We start from the raw sequence: 16,782 nt of genomic DNA on the forward strand, positions 1-16,782 counted from the left end.
ATGGTGAAGCGGTTCAAGGCCCTGCTGTCTGGCCTGCTGCTGGTGTTGATCGCGGGTGCGGCCCTGGGGGTCTGGTGGGTCCAGCGCCCGCTGCCCTTGCGCGGTGAGCGCGTCGAGGTGTCGATCGAGCCGGGCACGCCCACGCGCGAGATCGCCCGCCAGTGGGTGCAGGCCGGGGTCGATGTGCCGCCCTGGCTGCTGTACGAATGGTTCCGCTGGTCCGGCAAGGCCCGGCGCATCCAGGCCGGCAGCTACGAAATTGAACCTGGCGCCACGGCCTACAGCCTGCTGGACCGCATGGTGCGGGGGGACCAGATCCTGCAGACCCTGCGTCTCATTGAAGGCTGGAACTTCCGCCAGGTGCGTGATGCCCTGGCCAAGGCGCCGCATTTGCGGCACACGGTGGACGCGATGAGCGACGCCCAGCTGGCGGTCGAACTGGGCCTGAATGCACCGACGGTGGAGGGCTGGCTGTTCCCCGACACCTACGCCTACAGCCCGGGCGTGAGCGATGTCACCGTGCTGCGGCGCGCGTCCGAGGCCATGCAGGTGGCCCTGGCCCAGGCCTGGGCCCAGCGCGACCCGGCCAGCCCGCTCAAGTCCCCAGCCGAGTTGCTGACCCTGGCCTCCGTGGTCGAAAAGGAGACCGGGCGGCCGGAGGACCGGCCCATGGTGGCGGCGGTGTTCAACAACCGCCTGCGAATCGGCATGCCACTGCAGTCGGACCCGACGGTGATCTATGGCATTGGCGACCGCTTCGATGGCAATCTGCGCCGCGACGACCTGACCACCGACACGCCCTGGAACACCTATGTGCGCCGCGGCCTGCCGCCCACACCCATCGCCTTGCCGGGGCGCCAGGCCCTGCTGGCCACGGCCCGGCCGGCCGCCTCCCAGGCGCTCTACTTCGTGGCCAGGGGCGACGGCAGCAGCGCCTTCAGCGACAACCTCACGGACCATAATCGCGCGGTGAACCAGTATCAGAGAGGCGGGAGCCGGTGAGCGCGCCCGCACGATTCATCACCTTCGAAGGCATCGACGGTGCCGGCAAGTCCTCGCACATCGAGGCGGTGGCCCAGGCCCTGGAAGAGGCCGGGCATCGGCTGCTGCGCACGCGCGAGCCCGGCGGCACGGAACTGGCCGAGCGCCTGCGCGAGCTTTTCCTGCATGAGCGCATGGATGCGCTGACCGAGGCGCTGCTGGTGTTTGGCGCCCGCCGGGACCACCTGGTGCGCTGCATCGAGCCCGCCCTGGCCGAGGGCCGCACCGTGCTGTGCGACCGCTTCACCGATGCCACCTTCGCCTACCAGGGCGCTGGCCGGGGCTTCGACCTGGCCGTGCTGGGCCAGCTGGAAAGCTGGGTGCAGCAGGGCCGTCAGCCCGACCTCACCCTTTGGTTCGACGTGGCGCCCGAGATCGCCGCGGCCCGCCGTGCCGGGGCCCGAGCACCGGACAGGCTGGAGAGCGAGGAGAGCGCCTTCTTCGAACGCGTGCGTGCCGGCTACGCAGCGCGCGCGGTGGCCGCACCCGAGCGCTTCGTGTGCATCGACGCCGGCCAGAGCCTGGAGGCGGTGCGCGCGGACGCGCTGGCCATCGTGCGCGCCCGCACGGCCTCGCCCGGGAGCGCGGCGTGATGCGCAACGAGAAGGACCTGCCCTGGCTGGCCGAGCCCCTGGCTGCCTGGCGCGACGGGCAGCGCGGCCATGCCTTGATCCTGCACGGCGGCTTCGGCTCCGGCCTGTTCGAGCTGGCCTTGCGCCTGGCCCAGGCCTGGCTGTGCGAGCAGCCGCCTGGCCCCTGCGACCAATGCCCCAGCTGCCATCTGGTGCTGGCGCGCACCCACACCGACCTGCGGGTGGTGATGCCCGAGACCTGGGCGCAGGCCCTGCAATGGGGCGCCAGCGAGGGCGAGGCCGAGCCGGCCGATGGTGAAGGCAAGTCCAAGAAGAAACCCAGCCGGGAGATCAAGGTCGACGCCGTGCGCCAGGCCATCGACTGGGCCCACAGCAGCTCCGGCCGTGGCCAGGGCAAGGTGCTGGTGTTCTTTCCTGCCGATGCGATGAACACGGTGTCGGCCAATGCCTTGCTCAAGACCCTGGAGGAACCCGGGCAGGGCGTGCGCATCCTGCTGGCCGTGGAAGACCCGGAGCACCTGCTGCCCACCATCCGCAGCCGCTGCCAGCGCCTGCGCCTGGTGCCCCCGGCCCCGACCGAGGCCCTGGACTGGCTGAACCGCCAGGGCGTGAAGGATGCCGACACCCTGCTGCAGGCGGCGGGCGGCGAGCCGCTGGCCGCCCAGGCCCTGGCCGCCGAGGGCGTCACCGGTGCCCAGTGGAGCAGCCTGCCAGCCCAGTTGGCCCAGGGCGATGCGCGCTGGCTGTCCACCTGGCCTGTGCCGCAGGCGGTGAAGGCGCTGCAGCAGCTGTGCCACGACCTGATGGCCCATGCGGTGGGCGCGCCGCCGCGCTACTTCCCGGCCGCCAGCCTGCCGCGCGTGAGCGACGCCAGCGCGCTCGCCCAATGGAGCCGTGAGCTGGCCCGCGTGAACCGCCATGCCGACCATCCCTGGCAGGCGCCGCTGTTGATCGAGGCCCTGATGGCCCAAGGCCGCAGCGCCGTGCAGGCAGGTGGCGGCCGCCGTGGCTACACTTGATCCATGAGCGATACCGACAGCAGAAGCCCTGGGCTGCCCACGGGGGCACCCGCCGTCTCCGGTCGACCCAGCGTGATCCAGCTGGTGTTCCGGGAGAAGGGGGCGCTCTATGCGGCGTACATGCCCTTCTTCACCGAGGGCGGGCTGTTCGTGCCCACCACCCGTGAATACCAATTGGGCGATGACATCTACCTGCTGCTGTCCCTGCCGGGCGACCCGCAGCGTTACCCGGTGGCGGGCAAGGTGGGTTGGCTGACGCCGGCCAACACCTCCGGCGGGCGCACGCAGGGCGTGGGCGTGCGGTTCCCGGGGGACGAGAAGACGCGGGCGCTGAGGGTGCGGATCGAGGAGATCCTGGGCACCTCGCTGTCGTCCTCCAAGCCCACGCAGACGCTCTGACTGCGTTCCATTTTCCCCGCCGGCTCCCGGGCCAAGCCCCTGGGCCGGGCCGCTGCGGCGACGGCCGCCTGTCCAGACCATGTTCGTCGATTCCCATTGCCATCTCAGCTTTCCTGAACTGAAGGCCAACCTGTCCCGGATCCGTGCCGACATGGCGCAGGCCGGGGTGGGGGCGGCGCTGTGCATCAGCACCCGCAAGGACGAGATTGCCGAGGTGGTGGCCCTGGCCGAGACCGATGCCGCCTGGTGGGCCAGCGCCGGCGTGCACCCCGACACCGAGGACGAGCCCGAGATCAGCGAAGCCGAGCTGCTGCAATGGGCGGCCCACCCCAAGGTGGTGGCCATCGGCGAGACCGGGCTGGACTACTACCGCCTGAACGGCCGCACGGTGGCCGACATGGCCTGGCAGCGCGAGCGCTTCCGGGTGCACATCCGGGCCTCGCAGGCCAGCGGCCTGCCGCTGATCATCCACACCCGCCATGCGAGCGAGGACACCCTGGCCTTGCTGCACGAGGCCGCCGCCACGGGGCCGGCGCCGCGTGGCGTGTTCCATTGCTTCACCGAAACCCGCGAGGTGGCCCGTGCCGCCCTGGACCTTGGCTTCCTGATCTCCTTTTCCGGGATCGTCACCTTCCGCAATGCCGAGGAGCTGCGCGAGGTGGCTCGCATGGTGCCGCTGGACCGCTGCCTGATCGAGACCGACAGCCCCTACCTGGCGCCGGTGCCTTTCCGCGGCAAGACCAACACACCCGCCCTGGTGCCCCATGTGGCGGCCGAGCTGGCCAAGCAAAAGGGACTGTCGGTGGAGGCGATTGCCGAGGCCACGAGCCACAACTTCGAACAGCTTTTCGGTGTGCAGCTGCCCACCGTGGGAGCCGCAGCATGAAGCGACGCCGTTGTTTGCAGGGTACGGCGGGTCTGCTGCTGGCCGCCACCGGGCTGGCCGCCAGGGCGGCCAGCTACGAAGACTGGTTCCGCTACATCGAACTGGACCTGGGCCGCGAGATCCAGAAGATGCTCCAGGCCGGCTTTGATGTGAACACTGTGGACCCGAAGGGGCAGAGCGGGCTGTATGTGGCGCTGCGCGAGGGCTCTGCCACCGTGGTGCCGGTGCTGCTGGCTTGGCCAGGCACGGCCCTGGATGCCCAGAACGCAATGGGGGAGACACCGCTGATGATGGCGGCGCTCAAAGGGCGCATGGACGTGATGGCCAGCTTGATCGCTCGCGGAGCCCGTATCAACAAGGACGGGTGGACGCCGCTGCACTACGCCGCGACCGGCCCCAACCCCGATGCGGTAGAGCTGCTGCTGGCCCACGGGGCCGTGCTGGACGCCGTGGCCCCCAATGGCAACACCCCGCTGATGATGGCGGCCGGCTACGGCGCCATCGACAGCGCCCGGCTGCTGCTGCGCCGTGGCGCCGATGCCCGGCCGCGCAACAAGGGTGGGCGCGACGCTGCCGACCTGGCCAAGGCCGCCGACCGCCTGGGCCTGGCCCAGGAACTGGGCGACGCGGCAGCAGCGCGCTGAGCAACACACCGACACATGTGTCGGACAAATTCCGACACATGGCTTGTCTGCCGGCCGACTTCTTTGCCGAGTCCCGCTTGCCTACAGTTCACTCCATGGCTTCCAACCGGGAGCCACCCACGGAGAGAACACCATGCGCCATCAAGAAGTCATCGCTAATCCCTTCCTGATGCTGACCCAGCCGGACTCGATCCTGGCTGCGGTGGGGCGCTCTGAACGCCTGGGCCATCTGAAGCGCCGCGTGTGCCGCCCGCTGGACCGCCCGCTGATCCCCAAGGTCAACCAAGCCGAGTTGAGCGCCTATGACGACGCGATCGATAGCGAAGTCGAAGCCGATCTGCCGGACGAAGCACAAGCCTGATTTCAGGCGATCCGGGGCCCTCAGGCAGGGCGCCGGGTCAAACTGAGGGACAGCACCCGGTAGCGGGCTGGCAGTCCCTGCGGGGTGCGAAAGCGCTCCATGGCGGCCATCCATGCCTGCAAGGCCCGGCGTCCCCCCAGGCCCGTGCGCGCAGGCTGCATGTGATGGGCGCCCACGCCCTTGATGGCATTGGCCAGGCTGCGGATGTCCAGGTGGTGGTCCACCTCGTCCGCGCAGCTCTGCCAGTCCACTGTCCACAGCGTCGCATCCACCTGGGCCAGCAGCGCCTGGGCCGATGGAAAGCGATGCACATGGTCCAGGTCATCCACCGTGGCCCAGGCCTCGGCCAGTTCCTGCAGCGTTCCTTCGGCCAACGTGTTCAGCACCACCGTGCCACCGGGCTTCAGCACGCGGTGAACCTCGGCCAGAGCCGCTGAAAAGCTGTCGCACCACTGCAGCGCCAAGCTGGAATAGACCACGTCCACACTGGCATCGGGCAGGGGCATGTGCTCGGCGGGCGCGCAGATCCATTCGAAACGATCGCCCCATTGCGCCCGGGCCTGCGCCAGCATGCCCGAAGCCAGATCCAGCCCGATCACCCGGGCCTGCGGATAAGCCTGCTGCAGCGCCGGCAGGCAATAGCCCGTGCCGCAGCCCAGGTCCAGCACCGTGCGCACCGATTCGGGCGCCGCTGCAGGCAGCCGATCTAGCAATTGAAAAGCCAGACGGCGCTGGAGGAGGGCGCGTTGCTCGTAGGCCGTGGCAGCCTTGCTGAAGGCTTGAGCCACACGGCTTTGCAGGGGGGGCCGCCGCAACTGCTGCCACAGCGCATCAATCACTTGAGCCAGCGCCGCTGCATGGGTCAGGGGCAGGGCGTGCGGAGCATCGGCCAGCACCGAGACATCGCCAGGACGGCCCGTGAGCGACACGACGGCTTCGGCACAAGCTGCTGGCAGCACCGCATCCTGTCCCGCCAGCACATGGCGCACTGGAATGGTCAGAGTCCCCAGCACCGAGCGCACATCCAATCGCGCAAGCCAATCCAGTTCAGCACGCAGCGTGGGGCTGTCCGGCGCAGGCTGCTGTGCGTGGGCCTGCAGCCATTTCAGATGCTGCCGCAGTTCGCTGCCCAGGCAGCCCTTCAGTTCCAGGCCGGCGAAGCGGCGCAGCGTGCCGGCCACATCGTCCGCACCGGCGTACACCGCGTCGAAGAGTTGCTGTGGAACCCCGGTTGGCCAGTCGGTACTGGCGAGGAACTTGGGTGAAGCCGCCACCGTGACCACACCGGACACCTTCCTGGGGGTGGCACGGGCCGCCGCAGCCAGGGCCAGCATGCCACCCAGGGACCAGCCCACCCAGATCGCACCGGCTGGCGCCGATCTCAGCAGTTCGTCGAGGGCGGCATCCAGGTCGGCATTGCTGGCAGGCGACGCACCGCAGCCCGGCAGGTCAACGGCATGAAGTGCAAATCGGTCGCCAAGGGCCTCGGCCAGAGGCTGCCAGATCTGGGCGTTGGACGCGAAACCGTGGATACAAAACAAAGTGGGCAACCCTGGGTTGCCCATGACGTGCACCTTCAATGCCATGAGGCTAGTGTGCCTGAAGTCAAGACGATCCTCGGATGGGCGCTCAGGCTCACTTGATCAAGATGCACGACAATGTATATTATGTCAAATAAAGTGAGCAGGCTTTTAGGCGACGGCGCCGGCTGATCGACACGTACAAGAAGGCCCTAGAGAGGCCTTCTTGTTGGCTTCCCGCCGGGAAGGAGCGAAGAAAGTGCGGCCGCTGCCCGTCTGAGGGGCTTCGGCAGTTCGAATGGTGCGCACCTCGTCTTCGAGAGCAACAACACGCCGCGTCAAACGGGCATGTCCGACCATGAGCACGACTAACAACATGAACAACAATACCTGGACCTTCAACAACGGAGTGACATCTGCTGCCGCTCTGATGGCATCAGGTTCGACCGGTGACATCGAGTGCGTCAAAGCGTCAGCCAAGGTGTCGCTGATCCATTCATGACGTGAAAGGCCCGGCTATAGGGGCGCAAGGCCAATCCCTGCCCTCCCCTTGGGGTTCCGGTACCAGTGCGGCTCACATGAAATTCTGAAGGAATTCGCTCAAGTCAATGACGGTGGCCTCGGGAGGTATTTGATCGAACAGGCCAACAGGAATGTCCGACATCATGGACAGGGGGAGCGCAAAAATCACAACCTTGGCCTCATACACGGCCTGGCGCGCATCGGACATCTGGGCCCCTACCCAATGAAGATCGTCCATGGGTTCGGTGCCATTCAGCCCGGCAACATGCACTTCGTGACCGTCCATGGCGAGGCGACGGGCGAGCACGCGCACAACATCGATGGCCCCAATGATTCCGACTTTCATGCGATGCTGTCTCAATCCGTTGGACGAGGCCCTTGGCCGCTCAATCAGGCCAGTCCGAACGTTTTCCGGATGCCCTTCTCTACCGGACTCGCCGGCATGAAGCGGCGCAACTTGGCCAGGAGAGAAGCCTCGCCCCTGGGGGTATGGCGCATCTTCCAGCGTCCCAAGGCGGCGTTCACGATCGTGGCGGCCACGCCATCGGGCTCCGGGGCCTTTTGAACATTCTTCTGGATGGCTTGAGAAACGACCGCAAGCTCACGGGCATAGGCCGGGATTTTCTCGGCAGTCATTGGCGCGTTGACGTCCAGGTTGGTCTTGGTAAACGAGGGTTCGACAAGCGTCACGCGAACGCCGAATTGGCGTACCTCGTGATCCAGCGTCTCAGAGAAGCCCTCGACGGCGTGCTTCGACGCCGAATAGAGCGCCATGTAGGGCGCCGGCAAGAATCCCAATACCGAGCTGACGTTGACAATGCGTCCAGCGCGCTGCTCACGCATGTGGGGCAGCACAGCCCGGATGGTGCGGAGCAGCCCGAAGAGATTGGTGTCTAACAATGCCTTTGCTTCTTCGACCGATGTCTCCTCGGCGGCTCCTAGCAGGGTCACCCCGGCAGAGTTCACCAAGACATCGATGCGTTTGACTTGCGCGATGATTTGTTGAATGCCGAGCCGGACCGAATCCTCGTCTCGGATGTCCATCTGAATGAGTACCACGCCGGGAATGGGCTTGGCTTGTGCGGCATTCCGTACGGTTCCATAAACCAGGAAGCCTTTGTCTGCAAGCTGCATGGCCGCAGCACGACCGATTCCTGACGAGACACCGGTCACCAAGACGACTTGGGAGTTTGACATTTTTTGGTTCCTTGAATTTCTGAGAAGCGCCAAGCTGTGTGACGCTGAATTGAGAAGGTGATTTCGATGGGAGACGGTCCGGTCAATCCACATGGTCAGAAATCATCGCTCCGATGCGGCGCTGCAGGTCCGACACGGATTTCATATCGCTCTCGTGATATTCCTGAGAAGGCTGGCGAGTCACAGACACGTCCTCATCGCTGTGCATCACCTTGCGCGCGAGTGCATGCGGGTCCGTCTGGATGGGGCTGGAAATCTCTGTGGTCCCCTCATATGCTTCCGTGGCCTGCGTGGATGTGGAGAGGATCATGTTTCGCGCAAGCTGGTACGGATCCACGGAGGCCATCGCGAAGGTCGGTCCCCCGGAAAGCAGAATTGCCGCCGCGGCAACACCCTGTGTGTTCAGCCATCTCTTGATATTGACAATAATGTTCATTTCAACTCCTTTGGCGGCACATGGCCAGATCCTGTGGGCAGGATGAATTTCGATTGGGTCGCTGTTCTTGAGGGATTCAGGTATTTTCTGGCCTGATCTTGAACCAGATCGAATACATGGCCGGTAGAAAAACGAGCGTCAGAATCGTCCCGGCCAGGGTTCCCCCGATCAGCGTGTAAGCCAGCGTGCCCCAGAACACTGAATGGGTCAGCGGAATGAAGGCCAGGATGGCCGCCAACGCCGTCAGGATCACGGGGCGGGCGCGCTGCACGGTTGCTTCGACCACCGCACGGAATGGGCCCAACCCAGCCTGTTCGTTCTCGCGAATCTGTCCGATCAAGATCAGCGTGTTGCGCATCAGGATGCCCGACAGCGCGATCAGGCCGACCAGTGCATTGATGCCGAAGGGCTGCTGGAACAGGATCAGTGTGGGCACGACGCCAATCAGCCCCAGCGGACTGGTCAGGAAGACCATCACCATCCCGGCGATCGATCGGACCTGCAGGATGATGATCAGCAGAGTGGCCGCCACCATGATGGGGAAGATCGGCAGCATGGCGACCGTGGCCTTGCCGGACTCCTCGATGGAGCCGGCCTCCACGATCTGGTAGCCGCTCGGCAGCTTGGACATGATCGGTTGCAGCTGCTTGGTCATGGCCGTCGACACGTCGGGCGGCTGCAGGCCGTCGGCAATGTCACCACGCACGGTGATCGTGGGCGTGCGGTCGCGCCGCCGCAGGATCGGGTCTTCCATGCGCACCTCGACCTTGCCGACCTGCGACAGCGGGATGCGCTGCCCAGACGATCCGACCAGCGTGAAGCCGGCGATCTTCGCGGGGTCCAGACGGATGTCGCCGGCCGCGCGGCCGACCACCTGCACCGAGCGGATGTCCTCGCGCACTTCCGTCAGCGGCGCCCCGTTCAGCAGGAACTGCAGTTGCAGAGCCACCGAGCTGGAGCTCAGCCCCACGGCCTGGAGCCGGTCTTGGTCGAGGGTGAAGTGCAGGGAGGGAACACGCGGGCCCCAGTCCGTGTTGACGGTGCGCATCATCGGGCTGGCCTGCATGACAGCTTCGACCTGGGCCGAGATCTCGCGCAGCTTGTCGGGGTCGGGGCCCATCACCCGGTAGGCCACCGGGAAAGGCGACGGAGGGCCGAACACGATCTGGGTGACGCGCACCCGCGCTTCGGGCGCCAGGCCGTCGGCCACCGCCTGTCGCAGCCTGAGCTTGAGCGCCTCCCGTTCCTTGTCGTTGCCCGCCAGGACCACGATCTTGGCGAACGAGGGATCGGGCAACTCGGGCGCCATGGCCAGGAAGAAACGCGGTGCGCCCTGGCCGATGTAGGAGGTCACGATCCTGGCCTCCTGCTGCTTGGCCAGCCAGGCCTCGACCTTCGCCGTGGCCGCGCCGGTCTGCCCGATCGAGGTGCCATAGGGCATCTGAACCTCGACCAGCACTTCCGGCCGGTCGGAGGTCGGGAAGAACTGCTTCTTGACCACGGCCATGCCGAGCACCGCCATCACGAACAGGCTGATCACCGTTGCGGCAACGATCCACTTGCGGGCAATGACGCGGCCCAGCACCCGGCGGAAGCGGTTGTAGTGGGGGGTGTCGTAGATGGCCGCGTGTCCGCCCTCCACTGTCTTGAAGTCCGGCAGCAGCTTGACGCCAAGGTAGGGCGTGAACGCCACCGCCACCACCCAGGACGCGATCAGCGCGATGCCGACGATCCAGAACATGTTGCTGGTGTATTCACCCGCCGTGGAACGGGCAAATCCATTCGGCATGAAGCCGATGGCCGTGACCAGCGTGCCGGACAGCATGGGGGCCGCCGTATGGCTCCAGGCGTAGGCCGACGCGGCGATGCGGCTGTAGCCCTCCTCCATCTTCACCACCATCATTTCGATGGCGATGATCGCGTCGTCCACCAGCAGGCCGAGTGCCAGGATCAGCGAGCCCAGCGTGATGCGGTCGAAGTTCTTGCCGGAGGCGGCCATGATCACGAACACGGCTGCCAGGGTCAGCGGCACGGCCGCCGCCACCACGATGCCGACGCGCCAGCCCATGCTGAGGAAGCAGACCACCATCACGACCAGCAGGGCGACGAAGAACTTGACCATGAACTCATCGACGGCCGAGCGGATGTTGACGGCCTGATCGGTCACCTTCGTCAAGGACATGCCCAGCGGGAGGTCCGCGTTGATCTGGGTGACCTCGGATTCGAGTGCCTTGCCAAGATCGAGCCCGTTCCAGTCGTCGCGCATCACGACGCCCAGCAGCAGCGCCGGCTCGCCGCCGTTGCGGACCAGGAAGGTCGCGGGATCTTCATACCCGCGCTCGACACTGGCCACATCCGACAGCTTCAGCGTGCGCCCCTGCGCGACGATCGGCGTCTGGCGGATCTTCTCCAGCGAGTCGAAGGCGCCATCGACACGCAGAAAGACCTGCGGTCCCTTGGTTTCGATCGAGCCGGCGGGCGTCAGGACGTTCTGGTTGTTGAGCGCGGTGAAGATGTCCTGCGGCGCCACCCCCAGGGTCGCCAGGCGGTCATGGGAGAAGGAGACGAAGATGCGCTCCGGCTGCTCTCCGATGATGTTGACCTTCTTGACCCCCGCCACATGCAGCAGCCTCTGGCGCAGCGTTTCCGCGTCGCGTGCCAGCAGCCGCTGGGGCTCGCCTTTGGCCTTCAGGGCCAAGAGCGCAAATGTCACGTCCGCGTACTCGTCGTTGACCATCGGGCCAATGACGCCCGCAGGCAGTTTCTTGGCCTCGTCGCTGATCTTCTTGCGGGCCTGATAGAACTCTTCCTGGACTGCGGACGGTGGCGCGCTGTCGAGCAGCGAGACCATGTTGAAGGCCAGACCGGGACGGGTGAAGGTTTCCGTGCGGTCGTACCAGCGCAACTCCTGCATGCGCTTTTCCAGCGGCTCGGCCACCTGGTCCTGCATCTCCTGCGCCGTGGCGCCCGGCCAGGCGGTGACGATCGTCATCTGCTTGATCGTGAAGGGCGGGTCTTCCGCACGGCCGAGCTTGAAGAACGCCAGAACGCCGGCGGCCGAGATCAGGAGAATCAGGAACAGGGTGATGGCGCGTTCCCGCACGGCGAGCGCCGAGAGATTGAAGCGGCTGTCGCTCACGGGCGCACTCCTTCGGCCGCGATGGCAACGGTGGGCTCCGTGAGCCGCACCTGCTGGCCTTCACGCAAGAGATGCGCGCCGAGCGCAACAACCTGTTCCCCTCGCTGGAGCCTGCCCGTCACCCGCGCAGCATCGTCCTCAATGCGCTCGACCGTCACCGGGCGCCACGAGACTCTTGACGGCTTGCCGTTGACAATCCAGACGCCCGTGCCCTTGCCAGCATCGAACACGGCGCCCATCGGCACGCTCAAACTGCGCTGCGCGCTGGAGGCCGCGTCGCTGATCCGCACGACGACCGTGGAGCCCAAGGCCGCATTCGACAGTTCGCCGTCCAGCACATACCGGGCTTCGAAGGTGCGCGTGAGCCGGTCTGCGGCATCGGACAGCTGGCGCAACCTGGCCGGCACCACCACACCGTCCTTGCCATAGAGCGAGGCTTCCGCCGTGGAGCCGATCGCGGGACGCAGCGTCTCCGGCAACTGGATCACCGCTTCGCGTTGGCCCGCATGGGCCAGACGCACGACCGGCTGCCCCGCGCTCACCACCTGCCCTGGTTCGGCCAGCGTTTCCACGACCACGCCGTCGCCATCGGCAACCAGCTCCGTATAGCGGGTTGCATTGCGAGCCACTTCCGACTGGGCCTCAGCCGCACTCAGCTGCGCCTTGGCGGCATCCGCGGCGGCTTTGGCCTGGTCATAGGCGGAGGCTGAAATGGCCCCGGTGCCGCGAAGATCCCTGAAGCGGGCCTCATCCTCCGAGGCTTGCTGTGCCCTTGCGCGGGCGGCTGCAGCCACCTCCTGCTGCGCGTGTGCCGCGAGCGCGAGATCCACAGGATCGATGCGCATGAGCACCTGCCCGCGTTTGACGGTCTGCCCGGCGTCCACCAGACGCTCCAGCACCTTGCCTGGGACGCGAAAGCCCAGGTCGCTCTGCACGCGGGCCGCGACCGTGCCGGTGAACGAGCGGGATGTGGCGGCGGCGTCCCGGGCGGACACCACGCGGACCAGCGGCACCTCGGTGCGTGGATCGGTGGCCGGCTTGTCACCGCATGCGGCCAGAGCCAGCGGCAGAGCACAGACGACGAGAGGTGCGGCAAAACGGAACCGAGACATGAAGATCCCCTGGCGGAGTGGTCAGGGCTTCATTCTCATTCTTGTGACCAATTTAGTCAATGGTCACTTTGCATTTGACTCACTCAGGGTGACAGGCTGCGAAGCACCAGGCTGGAAAGCTGCCCCGGCGCCACCTCGGCATAGTCAAAGCTCTGCTGCAGGATCAAGGGGTTCAGGAAAGGACGCATGACCAGATAGATGGCCATCACCGTCTCATCCAGAGGGGTCTTGCGCTCGAAGTCCCCGCTTTGACGCCCCTCTTGGAGGATCTCCCGAATGAGTTCCTGGATGCGCTGCTCGTAGACCAGCGTGGGCCGCCAGCGCTCGATGCACGCCGAGGCGGCGATTTCATAGAGCTTGCGATCCTGGAAGAACAGCCGAAGGCTGGAATCCACGGCGGCCTTGAACAACCGTCGCAGCTTCTCCGGCGGCCGGTCCGCCTCGTTGACTGCGGCCCGGATATCGGCCTCGATCTCACCCAGGCAACCTCCGCAGATCATCTCGCCGATGGCCTGCTTGGACTCGAAGAACTTGTAGATGTAGGCCTTGGAGAAGCCGATGACCTTGGCCAGGTCGGAGACGGTGGTTTTCTCGTAGCCGTAATGGCTGAAATGCTCCTTGGCCGCCGCGACGATTTGATCGCGCACGTCGTGGTCCGCCGGACCTCGCGTCGAAGCGGCGGGGGTGTCTGACTTGTTCATGGGTGAGAGCTTACGTCAGGTGATGGGGTTGGACAACAAGTGACCAATTGGTATTATGGTCACTTCATGTTGTGCATGAAGGATGCCCCATGTTGCCGAAACACACCCTTGCCGCGCTTGCTGCGATCAGTCTCTTCGCGGGCTGCGCAGTCGGCCCCGACTATGTCCGTCCCGACGTGAGCTTGCCAGCGCAGTTCCAGGGGCAAGCCGCGGCCGAGCGACCTTCCCGGGAGGCCAGCGCAGGCATGGCGACCTGGTGGAACGGCTTTGACGATCCCCAGATGAGTCGCCTCGTGGACCGGGCTTTGGCGCAGAACCTGGACCTCGCACAGGCATCTGCGCGCGTGACCCAGGCGCGTGCGGGGCTCGGGGCGGCCGGCGCGGCGTTGCTTCCCTCTGGCAATGTGAGCGGTCAGGCCAGCCGGGCGTATCAGTCGGTTGAGACACCGTTGGGCCAGATCCTGAACTCGCGCCCGGGCTTTGACCGCTATGGAAATGCCTACGAGGCCGACCTGGGGGCGAGCTGGGAGCTGGACCTCTTCGGTGGCCTGCGCCGAGAGCGAGAGGCGGCGCTTGCGGAGTACGAATCCTCCGCAGCGGGTGCCACTGCCGCGCGCTTGGCCGTCGCTGCCCAGGTGGCCGATACCTATCTCGTCATCCGTGGGCTCCAGGCCCGTCTGGATGTCGCACGCCGACAGGTTCAGACGGAGCAGGAGTTGCTGAGAATCGTCGGCCTCCTTCACAGCAAGGGACTCGCCGCAGAACGTCAGGTCAGGCAAGCGGAAGGCGCGCTCGCGCAGGCCCGTGCTTCGGTGCCGGCCATGGAGGCCGGGCTGGACGTGGCCATGAACGCGATGGATGTCTTGCTGGGCACCCCGCCGGGAACCCATCGCACGGAACTCACCGGCGCCCAGGCCATTCCCGCCCCTCCGCCCATCTCCGCGATCGGCTCCCCGAGCGATTTGCTGCGACGCCGGCCCGACCTGATCGTGGCAGAGCGCCGTCTGGCGGCTTCAAACGCGCGCATCGGCGCCGCTGTCGCCGAGTACTTTCCCAAGCTCTCAGTCAGTGGCCTGATCGGCAGCGCGACCTCCGTTTCCGGCAGCAATCTGTTCACGGGTGGGGCCACCCAGGCCGCAGGTGTGCTGGGGCTGCGCTGGCGACTGTTCGATTTCGGGCGCATCAACGCCCAGATTGACCAGGCCAAGGGGCAAGAGGCGGAAATGCTGGCTGCCTACCGACTTGCCGCGCTGCGTGCGACGGAAGACGTGGAAGACGCGCTGTCCGCGCTGGTCAAGCGCGAAGAGCAACTGGCGGTGCTGACGCAAGGCGTGGACGCCCTGGCCAGTGCGCGAGCGTCGTCCCTGGCCGCTTACCAGAGGGGCGTGGTCAGCCTCATCGAGGTTCTGCAGGCGGACGAGCGCCTGCTATCGGCCTCCGACGCACAGGTGCAGGCGCGCACCGATTCCGCGCGTGCCGCCGTGGCCACCTTCAGGGCGCTGGGCGGAGGGTGGCAACCCGATGAGCCCGGCCTGACAGCCATGAACTGACGCATGACGTCCGCTGGCCATTCCGGGCAGGTCTTGGGACGGTTCACCGGGCCATGCGACATCACCACGGGCCCCCGAGCCCACTACACAGGAGACAAACTGAACATGCCGTTCCAGAAGACACATCGCCAAGCCCTCTTCGCCCTCACGACCAGCCTGGCCTGCGTCGGCACCGCCAGCGCTGCGGCGTTTCAGCTCAAGGAGCAGAGTGCCGCAGGGCAAGGTCGCGCCTTCGCCGGGTCCATCAGCCAGGGGGGGGACGCCACGGTCGTCGCGAACAACCCGGCCGCCATGACGCTGCTCAACGGGCCGCTGCTGCAGACGGACCTGGCCGTCATCGACTACTCGGTCAAGTTCAACGGCACCGGCAAGGACGCACTGGGGCGCCCACTCGCGGGAGGCAACGGAGGAGATGCCGGGGACACGGCCCCTGTTCCTTCGCTGTACTTCCACACGCCGCTGACGGATCAGGTCCACCTGGGCCTCTTCATCACGGCCCCCTTCGGCTTCAAGACCGAGTACGCCGACGGCTGGATGGGCCGCTACAACGGGATCAAGACCGAACTGAAGGCGGTCGACATGGGGGCAGCGGGCTCCTACAAAGTGAACGACATGCTGTCGCTCGGCGCGTCCCTCTTCGTCGAGCGACTCGATGTGAAGCTGCGCGACGCCGTCGACTTCGGTGCCATGTTGGCAGGCTCGCACGTCCCTGGCTTTCTGCCAGGCAGCGCCGATGGGCGCACTGACATCAATGGCCACAACACGACGCTTGGCTATACCCTCGGGGCGCTGCTCCGCCCCAGCGAGGGTCTGTCGGTCGGCGTGGCCTATCGCTCCGAGGTCAAGCACAAGCCCGACGACGTTGGTGTGAACTTTTCGGTGCCCGACAGCGCCAATGCCGTGCTGTCCGCGGTCCGCCCCAACACCTTCGTCAACACGACGGCCCGCACGGAGCTGATCTTGCCGGCCTCCTGGACGGTCAGTGCCAGCCAGCAGCTGAATGACCGATGGACGGTGATGGCGGACTACTCCCACACCGCGTGGAGCAGGTTCAACAACGTGGTGCTGGACTTCGACTCCCAACTGCCCAACGAGACGCTGCGCTTCGGCTATCGGAACACTTCCTTCTACTCGGTGGGGGCGGAGTACCAAGCCGACGACAGTTGGACCGTCCGTGGTGGCCTCGGTTATGACCAAACACCTGTGACCAACGCTCTGCGGGATGTCCGGGTTCCCGATGTGGACCGGCGCTGGCTGTCGCTCGGGGCGACGTGGCGTGCGAGCAAACGCATGAGCTACAGCCTGGGGTACACGCATCTGTTCCTCAAGGACGCGGCCGTGAACCTCACCGCCGCCACGGGAAGCACATTGCAAGGCTCCTACAAGCTGGGAAGCAACATCCTGGCGGTGTCTGCTCAATACGCCTGGATGCCCTGACGGGGCTCCCCTGGCAAGAGACGCCGCCCGCCAGCCACACGTCACGCCACCAATCCTGACGCCACCGCCCGAATCCGCTCGCCGCCGGAATGGCCTCCGTATTCCGTGTGGCGCAGTAACGGTTTGTGGCGCTGCCGGCAGACCCACACGCCGGATCGGTTGTTGGGGGGCGTAGTCGATGGCGATCGGGGCGCCGACCGACCAGGCGGCGGCGTCCAGCACGGG

Annotated in this window: 17 protein-coding genes; 10 read left to right on the forward strand and 7 right to left on the reverse strand. The window is 66.2% G+C overall.

From position 1 onward, the window contains the following. From mltG to M0L44_RS14840, 7 genes are all read left to right on the forward strand, one after another. Positions 1–1,002 carry an endolytic transglycosylase MltG gene (gene mltG, locus M0L44_RS14810; RefSeq protein ID WP_252770589.1) on the forward strand — a complete coding sequence of 334 codons (1,002 nt, stop codon included), beginning with the start codon at positions 1–3 and terminating at the stop codon, positions 1,000–1,002. Continuing rightward, positions 999–1,634, forward strand: coding sequence for a dTMP kinase (gene tmk, locus M0L44_RS14815; RefSeq protein WP_252770590.1), 636 nt, complete (start codon positions 999–1,001; stop codon positions 1,632–1,634). Before mltG ends, tmk begins: the two co-directional genes overlap by 4 nt. Next, the gene (locus M0L44_RS14820) at positions 1,634–2,653 is read left to right on the forward strand and encodes a DNA polymerase III delta subunit-related protein (protein WP_252770591.1); all 1,020 of its coding nucleotides are present in this window, start codon (positions 1,634–1,636) and stop codon (positions 2,651–2,653) included. Before tmk ends, M0L44_RS14820 begins: the two co-directional genes overlap by 1 nt. Positions 2,654–2,656: 3 nt before the next feature. After that, positions 2,657–3,052: a PilZ domain-containing protein gene (locus M0L44_RS14825; RefSeq protein ID WP_252770592.1), complete on the forward strand. Its 396-nt coding sequence runs from the start codon at positions 2,657–2,659 to the stop codon at positions 3,050–3,052. 79 nt (positions 3,053–3,131) lie between these two features. Continuing rightward, on the forward strand, positions 3,132–3,938 hold the full coding sequence (locus tag M0L44_RS14830; RefSeq protein ID WP_252770593.1) for a TatD family hydrolase: 807 nt from the start codon (positions 3,132–3,134) through the stop codon (positions 3,936–3,938). Beyond that, positions 3,935–4,582: an ankyrin repeat domain-containing protein gene (locus M0L44_RS14835; protein WP_252770594.1), complete on the forward strand. Its 648-nt coding sequence runs from the start codon at positions 3,935–3,937 to the stop codon at positions 4,580–4,582. Before M0L44_RS14830 ends, M0L44_RS14835 begins: the two co-directional genes overlap by 4 nt. A gap of 133 nt (positions 4,583–4,715) precedes the next feature. Then, positions 4,716–4,943 (forward strand): hypothetical protein, encoded by a 228-nt coding sequence (locus tag M0L44_RS14840; protein ID WP_252770595.1) that lies wholly within the window; start codon positions 4,716–4,718, stop codon positions 4,941–4,943. Positions 4,944–4,963: 20 nt separating this feature from the next. Here the strand turns inward: M0L44_RS14840 and bioC are convergent, their stop codons facing one another. Further along, the gene (gene bioC / locus M0L44_RS14845) at positions 4,964–6,529 is read right to left on the reverse strand and encodes a malonyl-ACP O-methyltransferase BioC (RefSeq protein WP_252770596.1); all 1,566 of its coding nucleotides are present in this window, start codon (positions 6,527–6,529) and stop codon (positions 4,964–4,966) included. Between the two features lie 310 nt (positions 6,530–6,839). On the opposite strand from bioC, the gene M0L44_RS22000 reads away from it, so the two are divergent. Then, positions 6,840–6,965, forward strand: coding sequence for a hypothetical protein (locus M0L44_RS22000; RefSeq protein ID WP_256490294.1), 126 nt, complete (start codon positions 6,840–6,842; stop codon positions 6,963–6,965). A 72-nt stretch (positions 6,966–7,037) separates the two neighbouring features. Here M0L44_RS22000 and M0L44_RS14850 read toward each other — a convergent pair whose 3' ends face one another. The 6 genes from M0L44_RS14850 to M0L44_RS14875 all read right to left on the reverse strand — a co-directional run bounded on the left by M0L44_RS14850 (position 7,038) and on the right by M0L44_RS14875 (position 13,570). Beyond that, on the reverse strand, positions 7,038–7,331 hold the full coding sequence (locus tag M0L44_RS14850) for an NAD(P)-binding domain-containing protein (protein ID WP_252770597.1): 294 nt from the start codon (positions 7,329–7,331) through the stop codon (positions 7,038–7,040). Positions 7,332–7,375: 44 nt separating this feature from the next. Continuing rightward, positions 7,376–8,182, reverse strand: a complete 807-nt coding sequence (locus M0L44_RS14855; protein ID WP_252770598.1) for an oxidoreductase — start codon at positions 8,180–8,182, stop codon at positions 7,376–7,378. Between the two features lie 82 nt (positions 8,183–8,264). Further along, positions 8,265–8,618, reverse strand: a complete 354-nt coding sequence (locus M0L44_RS14860; RefSeq protein WP_252770599.1) for a hypothetical protein — start codon at positions 8,616–8,618, stop codon at positions 8,265–8,267. 76 nt (positions 8,619–8,694) lie between these two features. Beyond that, a complete protein-coding gene (locus tag M0L44_RS14865) occupies positions 8,695–11,757 on the reverse strand; it encodes an efflux RND transporter permease subunit (RefSeq protein WP_252770600.1) in 3,063 nt (1,020 codons plus the stop codon). Then, positions 11,754–12,869: an efflux RND transporter periplasmic adaptor subunit gene (locus M0L44_RS14870; protein WP_252770601.1), complete on the reverse strand. Its 1,116-nt coding sequence runs from the start codon at positions 12,867–12,869 to the stop codon at positions 11,754–11,756. The genes M0L44_RS14865 and M0L44_RS14870 overlap by 4 nt, the downstream gene beginning before the upstream one ends. An 83-nt stretch (positions 12,870–12,952) precedes the next feature. Continuing rightward, positions 12,953–13,570 carry a TetR/AcrR family transcriptional regulator gene (locus tag M0L44_RS14875; RefSeq protein ID WP_252770602.1) on the reverse strand — a complete coding sequence of 206 codons (618 nt, stop codon included), beginning with the start codon at positions 13,568–13,570 and terminating at the stop codon, positions 12,953–12,955. 89 nt (positions 13,571–13,659) lie between these two features. On the opposite strand from M0L44_RS14875, the gene M0L44_RS14880 reads away from it, so the two are divergent. Further along, positions 13,660–15,120: an efflux transporter outer membrane subunit gene (locus tag M0L44_RS14880; RefSeq protein WP_252770603.1), complete on the forward strand. Its 1,461-nt coding sequence runs from the start codon at positions 13,660–13,662 to the stop codon at positions 15,118–15,120. 105 nt (positions 15,121–15,225) lie between these two features. Then, positions 15,226–16,557 (forward strand): OmpP1/FadL family transporter, encoded by a 1,332-nt coding sequence (locus M0L44_RS14885; protein ID WP_252770604.1) that lies wholly within the window; start codon positions 15,226–15,228, stop codon positions 16,555–16,557. Positions 16,558–16,782: the final 225 nt, after the last annotated feature.

This window comes from Ideonella oryzae, assembly GCF_024055665.1.
Lineage (GTDB): Bacteria > Pseudomonadota > Gammaproteobacteria > Burkholderiales > Burkholderiaceae_C > Ideonella > Ideonella oryzae.